This window comes from Mycolicibacterium komossense, from assembly GCF_025822605.1.
GTDB classification, from domain to species: Bacteria; Actinomycetota; Actinomycetes; order Mycobacteriales; family Mycobacteriaceae; genus Mycobacterium; species Mycobacterium komossense.
Genome location: NZ_JACKTY010000050.1, coordinates 55820 through 75117, shown reverse-complemented (window position 1 = coordinate 75117; position 19298 = coordinate 55820). Strand labels below are relative to the sequence as shown.

Sequence of the window (19298 nt, the reverse complement as noted above, 5' to 3'; positions counted from 1 at the left end):
CAAAGAATCCAAGGGATCTGTCGCGTCGAATCATGGACGGGCCGGGTTTCCAAACGGTGAACTGAATACCAACAAATCACGCCACATTGCAATCCAGTGAGCGTTCCCGAGCAGGGCCTGACGTCAGCGATTCCGGGCCTCAATATTTGCATTGCGCGCGCCCGGGTCCACTTCCAGACTGACGACACCCAATGAGTTCTGACTCGATATCGGCAATTTGTTTTATGTTCACCTCCCGGACACCTGACCCATCGACCGTGTACTGGTGCCAGCCGCGCAGGTCTGCCTGCGTCGTGTGTCCTTCTGATGTGCGGCCGCCGGCACGTTCCATGGGTCACCGGGGCGATACTCCAGGCCTGCAGGCAGGGAAGCCGACTACCACGGAGGAATTCTTGAGGTCATCACACGTTTACCGGCGAGGCTTGGCGGCATCGCTCATGGCGTTCGGCCTCGGGCTTGCGGTCATCCCGTTGGCCTCCGCCGATCCGAGCGACGCTGCCGCACCGCCCCCGGTCGATCCCGCGGCGGCGCCGCCGGTAACCGAGTATTACCAGGGTGGCGATCCGTCCTCAGTGCCCGTCGACACTGCCGACAGCTCCGACCCAGCCGTGGCGGCGTGCTCCCAGTTCGCGACCGCGCTGGACACCGCCTCGGCGTTCTACGGCGATTTCGCAGACTCGATCGATGGCACCGTGCGCCCCGACTATTCGGATCCGGCAGTCGACCAAAGCAACGTGACCGGCCGGACTGCGCTACGGCAGGCGGCGTCGCTGGCGATGTCCGCGGCGAACACACCCGGTGTTGCGCCGGAAATCTCCGATCCGATGCGCTCGTGGTCCTTCGGCGCCACCAAGCTCCTGGTCAAGATGGGGCTGCGCACCACCGGCGATTTCATGAACAGCACTGCGACCCAGATGAACCAGGACGCCGGTAACGCTCAGATGGCCTGCGCCAACGCCGGTACCCACGCCTGATCACTCTGCTTGCTGGACAGCATATTTCGCCATCAACGAGCAAAAGGAGCCCCGTGAGCAGGCGTGCAATCGGGGTGCTGGCGCTCGTCCTCGTACTGGCCGGTTGTTCGGCCAAGGCACCGACCGCCGCGCCCGCTCCGAAGATGGTCGAGACTGCCGCACTTGAGGGAATGCTGCTGAGCCCCAAAGACATCGACCAGGTCATGGCGACCACGGGGATGATCCCGCACTCGCCCGTCACCCAGATGGGGGACCATCGTCAACTGCTGCCCAACCTCAACTGCCTCGGGGTGTGGCAGGTCGATGAAGTCGGTGTCTACGGTCCCAGCGGCTGGAGCGCGCTGCGCCAGGTGATGATGCGGTCACCCGACAGCGAACGGTGGGACAACCTCGTCGTGCAGTCGGTGGTGTCCTATCACTCCGTCGACGACGCCAAGAAGTTCTTCACCGAGTCGTCGGACCGCTGGTCGAAATGCACCAACCACCATGTCAACATCACCCTCAACGACACCCCGTTGCCGAAGTGGCTTTCCGGTGACCTCACCAAAACCGACACCCGATTGGCCATCCCGGTGACCCGCGGCAGCGGCGACCAGGTCCGGGCGTGCCAGCGCGTGCTCTCGCTCGCAGTGAACGTGGTCATCGACGTGCAGGCCTGCAAGCCTGCTGGTTCGACAGTCACGCAGGCCGGTGTCATCGCCGACCGCATCGAATCCGCGCTGCCCAAGTAACCCCCGACCGTCGCCTAATCTGGTCTGGATGGACTCGCTGCTGCACTTCTGGTGGCTGATCTTTCCGCTCGGCGGGGTGATCGGCGGTGGCGTGCGCGCAGTTTCGGCGGCCAACGAGCGGCGGGCCGAACGACGCCTCGAGCGCTACCGGATCAAACAGCAGACGAAGATCGCCATGGCGCAGGCCTCCGGCCGCCCACGCGACGACGAATCCCTGCGGCGACGGGAACTCCATAAGCTGGTGGCTGCCCATAGCGACGTCGACACCCGCTGGCTGGATTACGAACTGGATGTCGCCAAGCTGCTGGACTTCCCGGTGATGACAGATCTCCGTGATCCGCTGACGCTGGCTTTTCACAAGGCCAAGCGACACGCCGATCTGCTCCGGCCGGACAGTATCGAGGACATTCTCGGGGATCGGGCCGCACAGCTCGACTATCGCGATGCCGTGCACGACTACGCCAGTGCCTTCGACATCGCCGAGGCCGAGGCGATCCGTCGCCGCCGCAGCGACTTCTCCTCGGCCGATCGGGAGCGGATGGCCAGAGCACAGAGCCTGCTGCGGCTGGCCGGCGACACCGGCGCGACGCCGCAGGAACGGCACAACGCCTACACGCGGGCGCGCACCGAATTGGACGGGCTGATCGCCCTGCCCGCTGCGGCGGTTGCGGCTATCGAGCAGTCGATCGCGGGCGAATTGGAGAGTTAGGCCGCGACGTGCAGCCGGGCCGCGATCCGGGCCAGCACCTGCTCGGCCAGCGCCCGGACGTCCTGATCGGGTGTCGCCGAAATGAGTGTGACGCCGTCGGCCACGCCGGCGACGACAATGTCGGCGATCAGGCCGGCCAGACCGTCGAGAGTGCCCGCGTACCGCACCGACGCCGGTGCGTCGTCCTGCGCCGCCGACATGCCACGGCGCGCCGACCGGTAATCCTCGGCCACCAGCACGGTGATGTCGAGGACGACCGATACGGCGTCATGCCGACGGATGCGGGCGCGGGCGCGCTGCGCCTGCTGCAGATCCGGCGCGCTGACCCGCACCGCGGGTTGCCCGTCGGAGGTCACTTCCACCCACCCGGCGTCGCCGGAGTCGGCACCTTCCAGGGCTACGAACACCCGCGGCGCGTGACGGTCGACTTGTTCGTTAACAGACACGCAGCTCACGTTAGGGGCCAACAGGTCCCCCGTCGACCGTTGCGATCAGAAGGAGTTCAACTCAGTCCTTCGCGGCCGCTCCCGCTTCCTCCGCGCTGTCGTGCTCAGGGTTGGCTTCCTTGTCGCCTGTGGCACCTTTGTCGCCTTTATCGGTCTTGTCGCCGTCGTTACGCGTCTTGTACAGGCTCGCGACCGTCGTCACGACCAGCGTCACGACGATGACACCCAGACTCCACAGCGTCGGGATCTCGAAGACGTGGACCGGCTCCCCACCGTTGATGAACGGCACCTCGTTCTCGTGCAGCGCATGCAGCACCAGCTTGACGCCGATGAAGAAGAGGATGAACGCCAGCCCCTGCGACAGGTAGACCAGCCGCTTGAGCATGTCGCCCAGCAGGAAGTACAGCTGCCGCAGACCCATCAGAGCAAAGACGTTGGCGGTGAACACGATGTAGGGCTCGCGGGTGAGCCCGTAGATCGCCGGGATCGAGTCGAGCGCAAACAGCAGGTCGGTGGTGCCCAGGGCGACGATCACCAGGAACATCGGCGTCATCACCCGCTTGCCGTTCTCCTTTACCCACAGCCTGAGGCCATCCCACTTGTCGGTGAGGCTCAGGTGTCGACGAGCGAACTTGACCACGGTGTTTTCGCCGTCGTCGTCATGCTCGTTGTCGCGGGCCAGGTTCCAGGCGGTGTACACCAGGAACGCGCCGAAAATGTAGAAAACCCAGGAGAACTGCTCGATCGCGACCGCGCCGAGCGCGATGAAGATACCGCGGAAGATCAGCGCCAGGATGATGCCGATCAGCAGGGCCTCCTGCTGATACTTCCTGGGCACGTTGAAGCTCGCCATGATGATCAGGAAGATGAACAGGTTATCCACCGAGAGGCTGTACTCGGTGAGCCAGCCGGCGAAGAACTCGAGCCCGAACTGGCCACCATGGAAGAACCAGACCCAGAGGCCGAACGCGATGGCGAGGCCGACGTAGAACGACAGCGCGATCGCGCATTCCTTGAACGTCGGTTCATGGGGTCGACGGGCGATGAAGATGATGTCGAAAAGCAGCACCGCGATGGTCACACCGAGGGTGATGATCCACTCGATCTGGGTAACGTTCATTAAGGTAGAGCCTCCGGTCGTCGACAAAACGGCCGAGGTCTCTTCCACCGCTCAACCTGCAAGCGATCCGCGGCCCCGGTCGTCCGATGACGGACAACGTGATGACGACACCGCAGCGAAGGAATACTCCCCTCTACCACCATTGTGTCAGGTCATCCCCCCGATTTCCTAGCGAGCCCCGAGGAACCGTGACAGAAACCCAATTACCAGGCATCTTCGGTGACCTGCAGCCGGTGCTGGAGCACTACGGGTACCTCGCCGTCGGCGGTTTCGTCCTCCTCGAGGACTTCGGTGTGCCGGTCCCCGGCGAGACGATGCTGATCGCCGCCGCGGTCTTCGCGGGCTCTGGTCAGCTCAACCTCGCGGCGGTGATCCTGGTCGCGGTGGCCGGGGCGGTCATCGGAGACAACGTCGGCTTCGCTGTCGGGCACTTCGGTGGGCGCCCCGTCGTCGAGCGATTCGGTCGCTACGTGTTCCTCACCCCGCAGCGGCTCGACCACGCCGAGGCCTACATGAACAAGCACGGCGGGAAGGTGGTCACCATCGCCCGGTTCATCGAGGGCCTTCGCCAAGTCAACGGGTTTCTGGCCGGAATGATGGGGATGCACTGGGTCAAATTCCTGGCGTACAACGCCCTCGGCGCAGCGCTGTGGGTATGCACCTGGTCGGCCTTCGGATACTTCGCCGGCAAGAACATCGAGCACGTCTACGCCACCTTCGAGCATTACAAGTGGTATGCGATCGCCGCGCTGGCCGTGGGGGTGGCCGTGTACGTCGCCCACCGTGTCCGGCGCGGACACGCCACCGGGACCGCTTAGTATTTTCGTACTGTGGCAGCGGAACTTACGGGGGTCATTCCAGCTCAGTACTTGCTGTCAGAACAGGCGCCGGAACCACGGACCCTGGTCGACATCCTGTACGAGACCGCGGCGCGCTTCCCCGATGCGCCAGCACTTGACGACGGCACGATCCAGCTGACCTACAGCGAGCTGATCGCCGATATCGAGGACAGCGTCGACTGGCTTGCGCAACGGGGAATCGGCCGTGGTGATCGGATCGGCATTCGGATGCCCTCGGGCAGCTACGCGCTCTACGTCGCGATTCTGTCCACCCTGGCCGCCGGTGCGGCATACGTCCCCGTCGATGCCGACGATCCGCCCGAACGCGCCGACCTCGTCTTCGGCGAAGCGGGCGTCGTCGGGATCATCACCGAAGCCGGGCTCACGCGCGGCACCGGGTCGTCGCGGGGCTGGCGCGCCACGGCACCGCTGAGCCGCGACGACGCCTGGATCATCTTCACCTCCGGATCCACCGGCACACCCAAAGGTGTCGCTGTCACCCACCGCAACGCCGCCGCCTTCGTCGACGCCGAAGCGCGAATGTTCTTACAGGACAGCCCGATCGGTCCCGGGGACCGAGTACTCGCGGGACTGTCGGTGGCCTTCGACGCGTCCTGCGAGGAGATGTGGCTGGCCTGGCGGCACGGGGCGTGCCTGGTCCCCGCTCCCCGATCGCTGGTGCGCAGCGGTATGGACCTGGGCCCCTGGCTGGTCTCCCGGGATGTGACGGTCGTGTCGACAGTTCCCACACTGGCGGCGCTATGGCCGGCCGAAGCACTGGAAGCGGTGCGGCTGTTGATCTTTGGTGGTGAGGCCTGCCCACCCGAGCTCGCCGAGCGCCTCGCCTCCGGACCCGATTCGGTCGGGCGCGAGGTGTGGAATACCTACGGCCCCACCGAGGCGACCGTGGTGGCTTGCGCCGCCCGACTGGACGGAAAGAGCCCGGTCAGCATCGGGCTGCCACTGCCCGGCTGGGACCTCGCCGTGGTGGACAAGGCGGGTAACCCCGTCGAGATCGGCGCCGTCGGCGAGTTGGTGATCGGTGGCGTCGGCCTGGCGCGGTATCTCGACCCGGAGAAGGACGCCGAGAAGTACGCCCCGATGCCCACGCTGGGCTGGGGCCGTGCCTACCGCAGCGGTGACCTGGTCCGCCTCGAGCGTGACGGCCTCTACTTCCAAGGCCGCGCCGACGACCAGGTCAAGGTCGGCGGTCGGCGTATCGAACTCGGTGAGGTCGACTCGGCGCTGGTCAACCTGCCCGGGGTCTCCGCAGGTGCCGCGGCGGTCCGCCGAACGGCCAGCGGAACACCCCTGCTGGTCGGGTACATCGCCAGCGCCGACCCGGCCTTCGACGTCAACGCCGCGCGCACCGCGCTCAGTGCCTCGCTGCCGGCAGCTCTGGTCCCGCGGCTGGTGCTGCTCGACGAGCTGCCCACCCGCACCTCCGGCAAGGTCGACCGCAACGCGCTGCCATGGCCCCCGCCGGGGGCCGGACCCGATGACGACGAACCCGATCTCGGCGGCACCATGGGCTGGCTGGCCGGCCTGTGGCGCGACGTTCTCGGCGCCGCCATCGACGGTCCAGAAGCGGATTTCTTCGCTCTGGGCGGCGGCTCGCTCTCGGCCGCGCAGCTCGTCGCCGCACTGCGGGTGCGCTATCCGCAGCTCACCGTCGCCCAGCTGATGGATCACCCCCGGCTGGGTTCGCTGGCCGGATACCTCGACGAGCTCGATCCGCCGATCACGGTGGTGCCCCGCGAGGTCAAGCCGACGCCAGTGTTCACCGGAGTGGCGCAGACGGTGCTGTCGCTGCCGCTGGCGACATTGACCGGGCTGCAATGGGTGACGTGGCTGGCACTGCTGAACAACATCGGGTCGGCGGTGGCCGGGCACCCTCCGTGGTTGGTGTCCATCAGCTGGTGGTGGGTGATCGCCGCTTTCCTGCTGTTCATCACTCCGATCGGCCGGATGAGCATCGCGGTGCTGTTCTCACAGATGCTGCTCTCCGCACTGGAACCCGGTACGTATCGTCGCGGCGGCCCCGAGCACATGCGGGTGTGGTTGGCCGAACGCCTAGCCGATGCCAGCGGTGCCGAGAACATGGCCGGTGCGCCGTGGCTGGTGTACTACGCCCGCGCCCTGGGTAACAAGGTCGGCAAGGGTGTGGATCTACATTCGGCACCCCCGGTGACCGGGCTCTTATCCCTCGGGCATCGCAGCTCCATCGAGCCGGAGGTCGATCTGTCGGGGCATTGGGTCGACGGCGATCTGTTCCATGTCGGCACCATCACTATCGGCAACGACGCGACCATCGGCGCGCGGACCACTCTGCTGCCCGGCGCCGTCGTCGGGAAGAACGCCGATGTTGCGGCGGGCTCCGGTGTGGTCGGCAAGGTCAAGAACGGTCAGTACTGGATGGGTTCTCCGGCGGTGAAATCCGGCAAGGCCCATCACCCGTGGCCCGATCACCGGCCGCCGCGTGCCCCCGTGTGGGTGGCGATGTACGGCCTGACGTCGGTCATGCTCGGCGCCATCCCGTTGGCGGCGCTAGCCGCCGGATTGGCCGTATTGGGCTGGGCGGTAGCGGATTCGGCGACGTTGGGCGCTGCCGTGCTGTCCGCGTTGCCGTGGGTCCCGGTGGCGACGCTGGTGTCGGTTCTCGTCTACGCGGCCGCGACGGTGGCCGGGGTGCGGTTGATGTCCATCGCGATGAACGAGGGCTACCACCCGGTGCGCAGCCGCGTCGGTTGGCAGTTGTGGACCACCGAACGGCTGATGGACGCCGCCCGCAACTACCTGTTCCCCCTGTACGCCTCCCTGCTGACGCCGTACTGGCTGCGGGTGCTCGGCGCCACGGTCGGTAAGGGCACCGAGATCTCGACGGCGCTGATGACGCCGAAGTTCACGGTCATCGAGGACGGCGCGTTCCTGGCCGACGACACCATGGTGGCGTCCTATGAGTTGGGCGGCGGCTGGATTCACGTCGCCAAGACCACCATCGGCAAGCGGGCGTTCCTGGGTAATTCGGGGATCACCCAACCAGGGCGGCGGGTGCCCGAAGACGGGCTGGTGGCCGTACTGTCCGCCACGCCTCACAAAGCCAAGCGCGGCTCGTCCTGGCTGGGCAGCCCGCCGATCCGGCTGCGGCGCCAACCGACCGCCGCCGATGCGCTGCGGACGTTCAACCCGTCGGTGCGGCTGAAGGTGATGCGCGGCGCGGTGGAGACCTGCCGACTGATCCCGATGATGGTGACGTTCCTGATCGGGGTGGCGGTCCTCGCCAGCCTGCAGGCGTTGGCGTTGAGGTTCGGCTACGGCTGGACTGCGCTGGCCGGCGGCGTCGTGCTGCTGATCGCCGGCGCCGTCGCCGGCGGGATCGCCGTACTGGCCAAATGGATTGTGATCGGCCGGATCCGGGCCGTCGAGCATCCGCTGTGGTCGTCATTCGTGTGGCGCAACGAGGTGTCGGACACTTTCGTCGAGACCGTCGCAGCACCGTGGTTCGCCCGCGCTGCCAGCGGCACGCCGGTGATGAACCTGTGGCTGCGCGCGCTCGGCGCCAAGATCGGCCGCGGTGTCTGGTGCGAAACGTATTGGCTGCCCGAGGCCGACCTGGTCACCCTCGGCAAGGGCAGCACCGTCAACCGCGGCTGCGTCGTGCAGACCCACCTGTTCCACGACCGGATCATGCGGTTGGACACCGTCATCGTCGAAGACGGCGCGACCCTGGGAACCCACTGCGTGGCACTGCCCGCCGCGAAACTCGGTACGGGTTCCACGGTGGGCCCCGCATCGCTGGTGATGCGCGGCGACGAGGTGCCCGCGCACAGTCGTTGGCAGGGTAATCCCATTGCGCCCGAACCCGTTCCGCGCAAGAAAGGCCGTGATGCGACGGGGTCCAAGCCCAAGGAACCCGCGGCGTGAGGAAGACAAAACCGGCTCGCACTTCGGAAGCACCGGTGATCGATCCCTACCTGCCCAAAAGCGGAAACTTCGGCTACCGGGTGTCGCGCTACGAACTGGACCTGGAGTACAAAGTCGCGATCAACCGGCTGGCCGGGACGGCCACCATCACGGCTGTGACGCTCGCCGCGCTGCGCACCTTCTCCTTGGATCTGACGGATGCCCTTGGGGTATCCAAAGTTTCGGTTAACGGTCGCCGCCCGCACCAGTTCAGTACGTCCGGCGGCAAGCTCAACATCGCGCTGGCGTCGGCGCTGCCGGCCGGTGCCGCGCTGACCATCGAGGTTCGCTATGGCGGCTCTCCGCGACCCATCCGAAGTGTGTGGGGTGATGTCGGTTTCGAAGAACTGACCAACGGAGTTCTGGTGGCCGGCCAGCCGAACGGCGCCCCCTCGTGGTTCCCTTGCGACGACCACCCTAGCGCCAAGGCCAGCTATCGGATCCAGATCAGTACCGACAGCCCTTATCGGGCGATCGCCAACGGCGAGTTGGTGTCTCGACGGGTTCGCGCCGGTCACACCACGTGGACCTATGAGCAACCCGAACCCATGTCGACGTATCTGGCCACGCTGCAGATCGGGATGTATGACCATCACCGGTTGACCAAGTCCCCGGTGCCGCTGTATGCAGCCCTGCCGGCCCGGCTCAAGCGCAACTTCGACCACGATTTCGGCCGGCAGGCGCAGATGATGAAACTGTTCGTCAAACTGTTCGGCCCCTACCCGCTGTCGAACGGGTACACCGTCGTGGTCACCGACGATGACCTGGAGATTCCCCTTGAAGCCCAAGGGCTTTCGATCTTCGGAGCCAACCACTGCAACGGCTCACGACAGTCGGAGCGGCTGATCGCGCACGAGATGGCGCACCAGTGGTTCGGCAACAGTGTGACGGTGCGCCGCTGGCGCGACATCTGGCTGCACGAGGGATTCGCCTGCTACGCGGAATGGCTGTGGTCCGAGGAAAGCGGCGCACTCAGCGCAGACGCGCTGGCCCGGCAGTACCACCAGCGACTGCGCTCGTCCACGCAGAATCTGCTGCTCACCGACCCCGGTCCGCGCGACATGTTCGACGACCGGGTCTACAAGCGTGGTGCGTTGACCCTGCACGCCCTGCGCGGCGCCATCGGCGACAAGAAATTCTTTGCACTGCTTCGGGATTGGACCACCCGCTACCGGCATTCCACCGCCGTCACCGACGATTTCACCGGCCTGGCCGCCAACTACGCGGAGACCTCGCTGCATTCGTTGTGGAATGCCTGGCTGTATTCGACTGCGGTGCCTCCGCTGGAAACCGGTCCGTGACAGACGCCGCTTTACCGACCGGTCCGGTCACCCGCAGTAGCGTCGCCAAAGTTGGGGTCGCGACCGCACTGAGCGCGGTGTGCGGCTACGCGGTGCTCTATCTGGCGGCCCGCGATCTCGATCCGGCCGGCTTCTCGATCTTCGGCGTCTTCTGGGGCGCCTTCGGTTTGGTCAGTGGCGCCGCCTTCGGGCTGCTGCAGCAGACCACCCGCGAAATCCGGCTCAGCCGGCACAACGACCCGTCGGGCCATCCGATCACCCGGCCGTTGCGCGTCGGCGCCGTGGTCGGCCTGATCTCGGCCGCGGTGATCGTTGCGACCGCACCCCTGTGGTCCGCGCACGTGTTCGCCGAATCCCAGCTGCTGTCGGTGGTCCTTCTCGCTGTCGGCCTGGCCGGATTCTGTCTGCACACCTCACTGCTGGGCATGCTGGCCGGCGACAACCGCTGGGCGCAGTACGGCGCGCTCATGGTGACCGACGCCGTCATCCGGGTGACGGTCGCGGCGGTGACCGTAGTCGTCGGGTGGGGTCTGGTCGGTTTTCTGTGGGCCACCGTCGGTGGGGCGATCGCCTGGCTGCTCCTGTTGATCACCTCGCCGACCGCCCGCCTTGCCGCGCACCTCGTCGCGCATGAGGACACCCGCTCGTTCCTGCGCGGCGCAGGCCATGCCGTGGCCGCTGCCGGAGCGAGCGCGGTGCTGGTGATGGGATTCCCGGTGCTGCTGAAGGCGACTTCCGGGGATCTGGGGCCGACCGGCGGCGTGGTGATCCTGGCCGTCACCCTAACGCGGGCTCCCCTGCTGGTGCCGCTGACCGCCATGCAGGGCAATCTGATCGCGCATTTCGTCGACCAGCGCGGACATCGGGTGCGGGCCCTGCTGGCTCCGGCGGCGTTGGTGGTGGGCATCGGCGCCATCGGTGTGGTGCTGGCCTGGTGGGCCGGCCCCTGGCTGCTGCGGACCGGGTTCGGCTCCGAGTACATCGCCAGCGGCGCGCTGCTCGGGTGGCTCACGGCCGGGGCGGTGGCGATCGCACTGCTGACCCTTACCGGCGCCGCGGCCGCCGCGGCCGCGCTGCACCGCGCCTATTCGGTCGGCTGGGTGTGCGCGACCGTCGCCTCCGCGCTGCTGTTGACCCTGCCGCTCACACTGCAGACCCGCACGGTCGTCGCGCTGCTGTGCGGGCCGGTGGTCGGGATTGCCGTACATCTGGTGGCGCTGAGCCGGCCGGCCACCTGAGCGGCCGACAGTGAATTCACAGGAAGGCCAACGGCATTACCATCACACGCGTGGTGACCTTCGGTGAGCTCCGAGGTGCGAAGCCGGGCGCTTGGAGCAGCGCAGCTGACGACTTCCTCGCCGCCGCCAAGCAGTGTGAGCGGATCAAGGATGACATTCACGACAACGGCGTCAGGCCGCTGGACGCCCATTGGACCGGTATCGCTTATGGTCGCGCCAGAGATGTCCTGACGCAGGTAGCCGACCGCGCCGAGGTGGTGTCGATATTCGCGAGATCTGCCGTCGACCCGCTTGACACACTCAACCATGCCGTCGAAACGGCGCAGCGCGAGTTGGAGAACGCCATCGTGATGGCGCGCAACGCAGGCCTGGACGTTGACGACGTGACGGGCCAGGTCTCGATCCCACCTGGGACCCCGACGAGCGAGATCAACGAGATGACCCGCGTCGGACAGACGGCAGCGCGGCTGATCGACGACGCGGTCGAGGCCGCAACACAAGCCGATGACGCCTGCTCCAGCGCGCTGGGCGCGACGATCAATGCCGACACCCCTGGCGCCACCAAGGATGTCGCGCAGTCAGTGCAGGCCGACAACACCAAAAAGGCTCTGACTGAGCTGCGCGACACCATTCCCGACGGCCTGCCGCCGGAGGCCGTCGCCCAGTGGTGGAACGGACTCACGCAGAAAGAGCAGTCCGACCTCGAACGCGCTTGCCCGACAGAACTATCCGACCTCCCCGGAATTCCAGACTCGGTCAAGACCGCGATCGACCGGCCCGACCTCGGTTATAGCTCGGTAGGTGCGGTGCGGTACGCGCGAGACAACTACCACAACGACTCTCTTGACTGGCCGGGAAAAGACAACTGCACCAACTTCGCCTCCGACGCTCTGGCGTATGGCGGTCGGATGCCGCAGAAGCAGAACTCCTACACACTCCCGCGCTGGGACGACGATGGGTGGTACGACGGCACCCGCGGAGACCCACAAGATCCGTTGCCCCGCGGTCTCACGCACACGCGCTCTTGGGGAGGCGCCCAGGCGAACCACGACTTTTTTCTGCACCACGGGGGCACCGCAGTGTCGGCGGACCAGGCGCGCCCTGGGGATCTCGCGTATTTCACGGCAACTCAAGAAACTGGCGGGCTACATCCTGGTGAAACTCACCACGCAGCCATCGTCACCGGTGTCCTGCCGGACGGTCAGATCCTCTATACGCAGCATTCCGAAGGGGCGCTGAACTACCCCCTCAGCGGACGGCTGCCCGCAATCGACCAGGAGCTGGGCCAGCAGCAAATCGAGATTGTCCGGCCAAAGGTGACATGGTGAGAGGGCCGCGGTGGGCGGCACTTCCGATCTCGCTGACGGTGCTGACGCTGATCCTGACCGGGCTGCGTATCCGCATCGTCCGGCAGCGCGCCAGCGACTGGTCCGGCGAAGGTTGCGTCATCGGGCCCTACAACCCCGCCGAGCGGTACTACCTCTACGCGATCACAGCGCTGCTGATACTCAGTGCGATCACCGCAATCCTGCTGGTTGTGCGCACGGAGTCCGCCATGGCACGGCTCACAGCACTAGGGCTCGTCGTGGTATGCGGGTTGATTGCGTTGTACGCCCTCTATGTCTGGGGCGGTTTCGAATTCAACAACCAACCCACCCCGGAAGAACCGTGTCCGGCTCCCGGACACCTGCTCATCTAACGGCCGACGGGGCAGAAGAGGATATCGATGAGTGACGACGACCTTTCCATCAAGCCCGAGGCGGTCCGCGGTACCGGGCAGCAACTCGCATCCATCTCGGCGCAGGCGCGAGCGGAGACCGATACCTTTTTCGACGCGCAGGCCGCCGCTGCCGCGGCCAACCCGGGGTTCCGAAGTGGCGCCAAAGCAGTCGACTACGCCACAAAGTTGCACGGCGAGATGAACGGCTTCATCGATGCGCTGGAGCGCAACGCAGCCTCGGTAATCCGGGCGGCGCAGGGGTTGCAGACGATGGACGACGCCAACGCCGCCGGATTCAACCGCGAACTGAGTGCGCTGAACGGGCTGACGAAGCCGGCACTGCCAGGCAGTTAGAACGCAGACCGGCGCGTACCCTGTGGGCATTGACATGCACTACCAGGACGTCTGGATCGTCGTACCTGCCTTCAACGAAGCGAGCGTCATCGGCGAAGTGATCGCCGAGGTCCGCTCGACCTTCGCCAACGTCGTGTGCGTCGACGACGGCAGCCGGGACGGCACGGCCGCAGCCGCACTCAAGGCAGGCGCGCACGTCGTCAAGCATCCGGTAAACCTGGGCCAGGGCGCGGCCATCCAGACCGGCATCGAATACGCCCGCAGCCGGCCTGGGGCCGCGGTGTTCGCCACGTTCGACGCCGACGGACAGCACCGGGTCAAGGACGTGCTGGCGATGATCGAGCGACTCAGGGCCGGCGACGTGGATATCGTGATCGGCACCCGCTTCGCGCAGGGCCCGCCCGCGCGGATGTCCCTCGCGAAGCGGGTCATCCTGCAGGCGGCGGCAGTACTGAGCTCCAGCAGCCGCAAACTGGGGCTGACCGATGCCCACAACGGGTTGCGCGTCTTCAACAAGACTGTCGCCGACGGCCTCAACATCACGATGAACGGGATGAGTCACGCCAGCGAGATCATCGCCCTGATCGTCGAAAACCATTGGCGGGCAGCCGAAGAGCCTGTCGAGATCCTCTACACCGACTACTCCCTGAGCAAAGGTCAGCCCCTACTCAACGGGGTGAACATTCTGTTCGACGGATTCCTGAGAGGACGGATGCCACGATGAACTGGATTCAGGGACTGCTGATCCTGTCGATTCTGGTGCTGCTCGTCTACCTCTTGCGCTCGCGGACCAATGCGAAATCGAAGGCCTGGGTGAAGGTCGGATACGTGTTGTTCGTGTTCGCCGCCATCTACGCGATCCTGCGGCCCGACGACACCACGGTGGTGGCCAACTGGCTCGGCGTCGCGCGCGGTGCCGACCTGATGGAATACGCGCTGATCATCGCGTTCGTGTTCACCACGTTGAGCACGTATCTGCGATTCAAGGATCTCGAACTGAAGTACGCCCGGCTGGCCAGGGCGGTGGCGCTCGACGGCGCGCAAGCCCCTTCCGACCAGGCCCGCTGACGCGCTTAGCTCTCCCGGTTGCGGAAGTACTCGACAGTCCGGCGCACGCCTTCGTCGAGGCCGACCACCGGACGCCAGCCCAGCACGTCGGCGCCCAGGCTGATGTCGAGGCAGGAGCGCTTCAGGTCACCCAGGCGAGGGGGGAAGAATTCGGGGTCGTCCGGCGCACCGACAGCGGCGGCGACAGAGGTGTGCAGCTGCCGGTCCGAGGTCTCCACACCGGTGCCGGTGTTGAAGCGCTGGCCGCTCCCAGCCGTCCCGGATGCCTTGACGAACGCGTCGACGACGTCATCGACGAAGACGTAATCCCGCGTATTGGCGCCGTCGCCGAAGACCTTGGTCGGCTTACCGGACAGCAGCGCCTGGGCGAAGATCGCGACCACCCCGGCCTCGCCGTGTGGATTCTGGCGCGGCCCGTAGACGTTGGCCGGCGCGATGTGCGAACAATCCAACCCGTACAGGTTGCGGAACATGTTCAGGTAGACCTCGCCCGCCACCTTGCCCGCGGCGTACGGCGACGACGGGTCGGTCGGCACCTTCTCACTGGTGGGGAACACCTGCGGGGTGCCGTAGATCGACCCACCCGAGGAGGTGTGGACGATCTTGCGGACCCCGCCTCGACGGGCGGCGTCGGCCAGCCGGACCGTGCCGACGACGTTCACCGAGGCGTCGAACTGCGGATCGGCCACCGAATGGCGCACATCGATCTGCGCGGCCAGGTGGAACACCACCTCAGGGCTGTATTCGGCGAAGATCGCATCCAGATCGGAGGAGACGATGTCGGCCTCGACGAAGAAGAATTCCGGCTCATCGGCCAGGTGCTCGAGATTGCCGGCCCGGCCCGAGGCAAAATTGTCGAGGCCGACAACTGAATGCCCATCGGCCAGAAGACGATCGACCAGGGTGGATCCGATGAAACCGGCTGCTCCGGTGACCAGTGCGCGCATCGGCCCAACGATACCGAGGTATGAAGACATCATGCTCGATCGCCGATCAGTCAACGCTGTCGCTGTCGCGGCCGCCGCCCTGATCTTGATCCAATTGGTGATCCGCGGGGTGCTGGCTTTCGGCGGCTACTTCTACTGGGACGACCTGATCCTGGTGGGCCGGGCGGGCACCGAGGACCTGTTCTCGGCGTCCTATCTGTTCGACGATCACGACGGCCACGTGATGCCGGGAGCGTTCCTGGTGGCCGGGGTGATCACCAGGCTGTCGCCACTGAACTGGTGGTGGCCGGCGATCAGCCTGGTGGTGCTCCAGCTGTTGGCGTCGCTGGCCCTGCTGCGCACGCTGCGCGTGATCCTCGGCTGGCGGCCGGTTCTGTTGCTGCCGCTGACGTTCGCCTTGTTCACCCCACTGGGTGTGCCGGGCTTCGCCTGGTGGGCCGCGGCGCTGAACTCGTTGCCGATGATCACGGCGCTGGCCTGGGTGTGTGGTGACGCAATTCTGCTGGTGCGCACCGGAAATCGGCGCTATGCCGCCAGCGGTGCGGTGGTCTTCTTCGGGGGTCTGCTGTTCTTCGAGAAAGCCGCGGTCGTCCCGTTCGTCGCATTCGCGGTGGCGGCGTCGCTGGAATACGTCCGCGGTGAGCGACATCCGGTGCGCGTCGTCTGGGGCCGCGGTGGGCGTCTGTGGGTGGCAGCGCTGGGCCTGATCGGCGCCTGGATAGTTCTGTACGTCATCGTTGTCGACCAGCAGCGATGGAGCTCGGACCTGCCGATGACGTGGAATCTGTTGCAGCGCTCGGTCACCCATGGGATCGTGCCTGGCCTCGCGGGCGGACCGTGGGAATGGCAACGCTGGGCGCCGGCCTCGCCATGGGCGACGCCGCCGGTGCTCGTGATGGTCCTCGGCTGGCTCGGGCTCGGCGCGGCCGTGGCGATTTCACTTACCCGAAAACGGCGCATCGGAATGGTGTGGCTGGTTGCAGCCGGGTACGCGATCGCCTGCCAGGTGCCGATCTATCTGATGCGCTCGTCGAAGTTCACCGCGCTCGAACTCGCCCAGACATTGCGCTATCTACCAGATCTGGTGGTGGTGCTCGCCTTGCTGGCCGCCGTCGCCTTCTGCGCGCCGAATCGGGTGGCGACGCAGTGGCTGGATGCGTCGAGGCGCCGGACCGCGGTGACGGCCGCTGTGACGGTGGCGTTCCTGCTCAGCAGCCTCTACTCGACGTCGACCTTCCTGATCAGCTGGCGCGACAACCCGACGAAGTCGTATCTGATCAACGCCCGCGCCGCATTGGCCGCGGCACAGGCAGCCTCGGACGCGCCGATGCTGGACCAGGAGGTCGATCCGCTGGTGCTGCAGCGGGTGGCGTGGCCGGAGAACCTGACCAGCCACATGTTCGCACTACTGCACGATCGGCCTGAATTCAGCTCCAGCACAACCGAACTACGCTTGCTGGACATGTCGGGCCGGTTGGTCGACGGCCAGGTCACCTGGGTCCGCACCATGGTGCCGGGACCGCGACCGCGGTGCGGGTATCTGGTGCAGACCGATTTTCCGGTGCGAATCCCGCTGGACGGGCCGCTGCTGCCATCGGAGTGGACGACCGAGATCAACTACCTGGCCAACAGCAACGGGTCGATGACGCTGTCGCTCAACGAGGGCGCCAAAACCAAGGTGCCCGTGCACCCCGGGCTCAACCGGGTGTTCGTCCGGCTCTCGGGAGCCGGGGACACGATCACCGTGCATGCCGATACCGCGGCGTTGTCCGTCTGCCTGGCATCGGGTCCTGTGGGCTACGTCGCTCCGGTGTGAACCGCGGCACAGCCTGTGCGAAAGTAGTTCGTATGACTAACTTACGCGACCAAGGCGTTCAGGTGATGCGGGAGATGCTGCCCGGACTGCTGCCCGACGACGTCCCCAACGACAAGGTGGATTTCGGCTCGGCGGGCTTCGCCGGCGAGTTGATGGACATCGGCCTCGAAGGCATCTTCGGACGGCTGTGGACGCGCGACGGGCTGGCACGCCGCGACCGCAGCCTGGTCACCCTGGGAATCCTGATCGCGCTGAAGGCCGAGTCGGAACTCGAATCACATTTCCGGATCGCCAAACAGAATGGCCTGACCGAAGATGAGCTCGCCGAAGTGATCTACCACGCCAGCGGCTACGCCGGTTTCCCGGCGGCCAACACCGCGAAGGCAGCCGCCATCAAGGGACTCGGCAAGTAGCAGCGCAACGCTTTTCACCGCCGTGGCGGCGTTGTGGCGGCGTTGCCGAACCTCCGGTCAGTTACCTTCGTGCGACGGATCCGCCCGGTTCGTCAATTTCACCCATGCCCGGCGCCGGCAACCGCCTACGATCACACGACTCATCCCGGGAAGTCAGGCGGCGGCAGTGACACAGGACAACGCGGCAGACGCCCGCTCCGCCGACCAAGAGTGCCTGGAGTCCGGCTACGAACCGGAACTGAAACGCACCCTTGGCTCGTTCCAGGTGTTTGCGGTGTCCTTCGCTTTCATCTCGGTGGCCGTCGGGATCTTCGGCACCTACGACGACGTTCTGCGCAACGCCGGGCCGGCCGGCATCTGGCTGTGGGTGCTGGTGGCGGTGGGACAAACCCTGGTGGCGTTGGTGATTGCCCAGTTTGCCGCCAGAATCCCGCTGTCGGGCTCCTCGTACCAGTGGGCCTCGCGACTGGCCAACCCGAAGGTCGGCTGGATTTTCGGCTGGCTGAGTTTCTGCTACCTGGGACTCGGGGTGGTCGCGGTCGACAATGCGCTGGCGACCACGGCGCTGATCCCTTTGTTCGGAATGAATTCCAGCGAGGCCGCAGCGCGCATCATCACTCTCGCCGTCGTGCTCATTCAGGCGGTCCTGGTGATCGCGTCGACACGAATCCTCGGCTGGATCACCTCCGCCGCCGTGGGCCTGGAGCTGGTAATCGTGATCGTGTTGGCCGTCGGATTGTTCATCGCCGTGGCGATCAGCGGGGACGGTTCGATCAGCAATCTGACCTCGCGCGGTATCGCCGCAGGCGACCCCCGCTATTTCGCGCTGGGCGGCGGCCTGATGGCCGCGATGATCATGGGCATCGCGACACTGGTCGGATTCGACTCGGCGGCAAACATGGCAGAGGAGGCCAAGGATCCGTTCCGCAGCGTTCCCCGGGCGATCGTGGGGTCGGTCGTGGCGGCCGCCGTCCTCGGCCTGATCTTCCTGATCGCACTGACCGTCGCCATCGCCGATATCCCGGCAGTCTCACAGAGCAGCTCACCGGTGGCCGCGATCCTGCGCCACCAGATGGGCCCGGTCGTGGAACGAATTCTGTTGGCCGCCATCGCTTTCGCTTTCTTCAGCGCTGGATTGGTGACGCTGGCGACGTGTTCGCGGATGGTGTTCGCGATGTCGCGTGACGCGCGCTTCCCGGCCCACCAGCTGATGCGTCGGGTCAGCCCACGCACGCAGACTCCGATCCCGGCGACCATCCTGATCGTCGTCATCGCGTTCGTGCTGATGGCCGCTCTGCCCGGAGACGCACTGCTCCAGCTACTCACCGTGGGCGGATTGGTCGGCGCCGTGCTCTACGGTTTGATCATCGTCCTCTACCTCGTCGTCCGAAAAGGGTTGGGAGAACGCGAGAACGCGTTCAGCCTTGGCCGACTCGAGATGCCGGTCGCGATCGGGGCGCTCGTGTGGTCGGTCGTCGTGGTGGTCGTTCTGGTGTCGCCGGCCGACGCCTCGACTTCGGTCCTGTTGTTCATCGCGCTGCTAGCCGTCGGCGGGCTGTACTTCTCCGCACTGCTGATCTTCAACCGCGAAGTGCTGGAAACCGAGCCGGGAGCAGCCCAGGTCTTCAAGCACTGAGCCACGACGTCGTAGGGCCGGGC

General features: G+C 66.1%; 18 protein-coding genes. 15 read left to right on the top strand and 3 right to left on the bottom strand.

Annotated elements, in window-relative coordinates; translation table 11 throughout:
• The first annotated feature begins 422 nt into the window (after window positions 1-422).
• Genes H7J73_RS31565 through H7J73_RS31555 form a run of 3 tightly spaced genes read left to right on the top strand, consistent with a single transcriptional unit; the run spans window position 423 to window position 2414 of the window.
• Window positions 423-974 (top strand): Rv2240c family protein, encoded by a 552-nt coding sequence (locus H7J73_RS31565; protein WP_264071775.1) that lies wholly within the window; start codon window positions 423-425, stop codon window positions 972-974.
• A gap of 53 nt (window positions 975-1027) precedes the next feature.
• Window positions 1028-1705, top strand: coding sequence for a sensor domain-containing protein (locus tag H7J73_RS31560; protein ID WP_264071774.1), 678 nt, complete (start codon window positions 1028-1030; stop codon window positions 1703-1705).
• Between the two features lie 28 nt (window positions 1706-1733).
• On the top strand, window positions 1734-2414 hold the full coding sequence (locus H7J73_RS31555) for a hypothetical protein (protein ID WP_264071773.1): 681 nt from the start codon (window positions 1734-1736) through the stop codon (window positions 2412-2414).
• On the opposite strand, the gene H7J73_RS31550 is transcribed toward H7J73_RS31555, so the two are convergent.
• Together H7J73_RS31550 and H7J73_RS31545 are read right to left on the bottom strand one after the other, a co-directional pair.
• Entirely contained in the window at window positions 2411-2821 is a 411-nt protein-coding gene (locus tag H7J73_RS31550) for a hypothetical protein (RefSeq protein WP_435405617.1), read from the bottom strand. The two genes, H7J73_RS31555 and H7J73_RS31550, sit on opposite strands and share 4 nt — an antisense overlap.
• A 100-nt stretch (window positions 2822-2921) precedes the next feature.
• Window positions 2922-3980, bottom strand: coding sequence for a TerC family protein (locus tag H7J73_RS31545; protein ID WP_264071772.1), 1059 nt, complete (start codon window positions 3978-3980; stop codon window positions 2922-2924).
• A 188-nt stretch (window positions 3981-4168) separates the two neighbouring features.
• On the opposite strand from H7J73_RS31545, the gene H7J73_RS31540 reads away from it, so the two are divergent.
• The 9 genes from H7J73_RS31540 to H7J73_RS31500 are packed head-to-tail and all read left to right on the top strand — an operon-like array spanning window position 4169 to window position 14463.
• Complete coding sequence (locus H7J73_RS31540; RefSeq protein WP_264071771.1) at window positions 4169-4798, top strand: DedA family protein; 630 nt, start codon at window positions 4169-4171, stop codon at window positions 4796-4798.
• A gap of 12 nt (window positions 4799-4810) precedes the next feature.
• On the top strand, window positions 4811-8743 hold the full coding sequence (locus H7J73_RS31535) for a Pls/PosA family non-ribosomal peptide synthetase (RefSeq protein WP_435405615.1): 3933 nt from the start codon (window positions 4811-4813) through the stop codon (window positions 8741-8743).
• Window positions 8740-10083 carry a M1 family metallopeptidase gene (locus H7J73_RS31530; protein WP_264071770.1) on the top strand — a complete coding sequence of 448 codons (1344 nt, stop codon included), beginning with the start codon at window positions 8740-8742 and terminating at the stop codon, window positions 10081-10083. The genes H7J73_RS31535 and H7J73_RS31530 overlap by 4 nt, the downstream gene beginning before the upstream one ends.
• Window positions 10080-11321 (top strand): polysaccharide biosynthesis protein, encoded by a 1242-nt coding sequence (locus tag H7J73_RS31525; RefSeq protein WP_264071769.1) that lies wholly within the window; start codon window positions 10080-10082, stop codon window positions 11319-11321. The genes H7J73_RS31530 and H7J73_RS31525 overlap by 4 nt, the downstream gene beginning before the upstream one ends.
• A 50-nt stretch (window positions 11322-11371) precedes the next feature.
• The gene (locus H7J73_RS31520; RefSeq protein WP_264071768.1) at window positions 11372-12649 is read left to right on the top strand and encodes an amidase domain-containing protein; all 1278 of its coding nucleotides are present in this window, start codon (window positions 11372-11374) and stop codon (window positions 12647-12649) included.
• Window positions 12646-13020 (top strand): hypothetical protein, encoded by a 375-nt coding sequence (locus H7J73_RS31515; protein ID WP_264071767.1) that lies wholly within the window; start codon window positions 12646-12648, stop codon window positions 13018-13020. Before H7J73_RS31520 ends, H7J73_RS31515 begins: the two co-directional genes overlap by 4 nt.
• 27 nt (window positions 13021-13047) lie before the next feature.
• Window positions 13048-13395, top strand: a complete 348-nt coding sequence (locus tag H7J73_RS31510) for a hypothetical protein (protein ID WP_264071766.1) — start codon at window positions 13048-13050, stop codon at window positions 13393-13395.
• Window positions 13396-13417: 22 nt separating this feature from the next.
• Window positions 13418-14119: a polyprenyl-phospho-N-acetylgalactosaminyl synthase PpgS gene (ppgS, locus tag H7J73_RS31505; RefSeq protein ID WP_264071765.1), complete on the top strand. Its 702-nt coding sequence runs from the start codon at window positions 13418-13420 to the stop codon at window positions 14117-14119.
• The gene (locus tag H7J73_RS31500) at window positions 14116-14463 is read left to right on the top strand and encodes a DUF2304 domain-containing protein (RefSeq protein WP_264071764.1); all 348 of its coding nucleotides are present in this window, start codon (window positions 14116-14118) and stop codon (window positions 14461-14463) included. Before ppgS ends, H7J73_RS31500 begins: the two co-directional genes overlap by 4 nt.
• Before the next feature lie 5 nt (window positions 14464-14468).
• Here H7J73_RS31500 and H7J73_RS31495 read toward each other — a convergent pair whose 3' ends face one another.
• Complete coding sequence (locus H7J73_RS31495) at window positions 14469-15410, bottom strand: NAD-dependent epimerase/dehydratase family protein (RefSeq protein ID WP_264071763.1); 942 nt, start codon at window positions 15408-15410, stop codon at window positions 14469-14471.
• On the opposite strand from H7J73_RS31495, the gene H7J73_RS31490 reads away from it, so the two are divergent.
• From H7J73_RS31490 to H7J73_RS31480, 3 genes are all read left to right on the top strand, one after another.
• A complete protein-coding gene (locus H7J73_RS31490) occupies window positions 15376-17226 on the top strand; it encodes a hypothetical protein (protein WP_264071762.1) in 1851 nt (616 codons plus the stop codon). The genes H7J73_RS31495 and H7J73_RS31490 overlap by 35 nt on opposite strands.
• A gap of 32 nt (window positions 17227-17258) precedes the next feature.
• Window positions 17259-17639: a carboxymuconolactone decarboxylase family protein gene (locus H7J73_RS31485; protein WP_264071760.1), complete on the top strand. Its 381-nt coding sequence runs from the start codon at window positions 17259-17261 to the stop codon at window positions 17637-17639.
• Between the two features lie 166 nt (window positions 17640-17805).
• The gene (locus H7J73_RS31480) at window positions 17806-19275 is read left to right on the top strand and encodes an APC family permease (RefSeq protein ID WP_264071759.1); all 1470 of its coding nucleotides are present in this window, start codon (window positions 17806-17808) and stop codon (window positions 19273-19275) included.
• The last annotated feature ends 23 nt before the right edge of the window (window positions 19276-19298 follow it).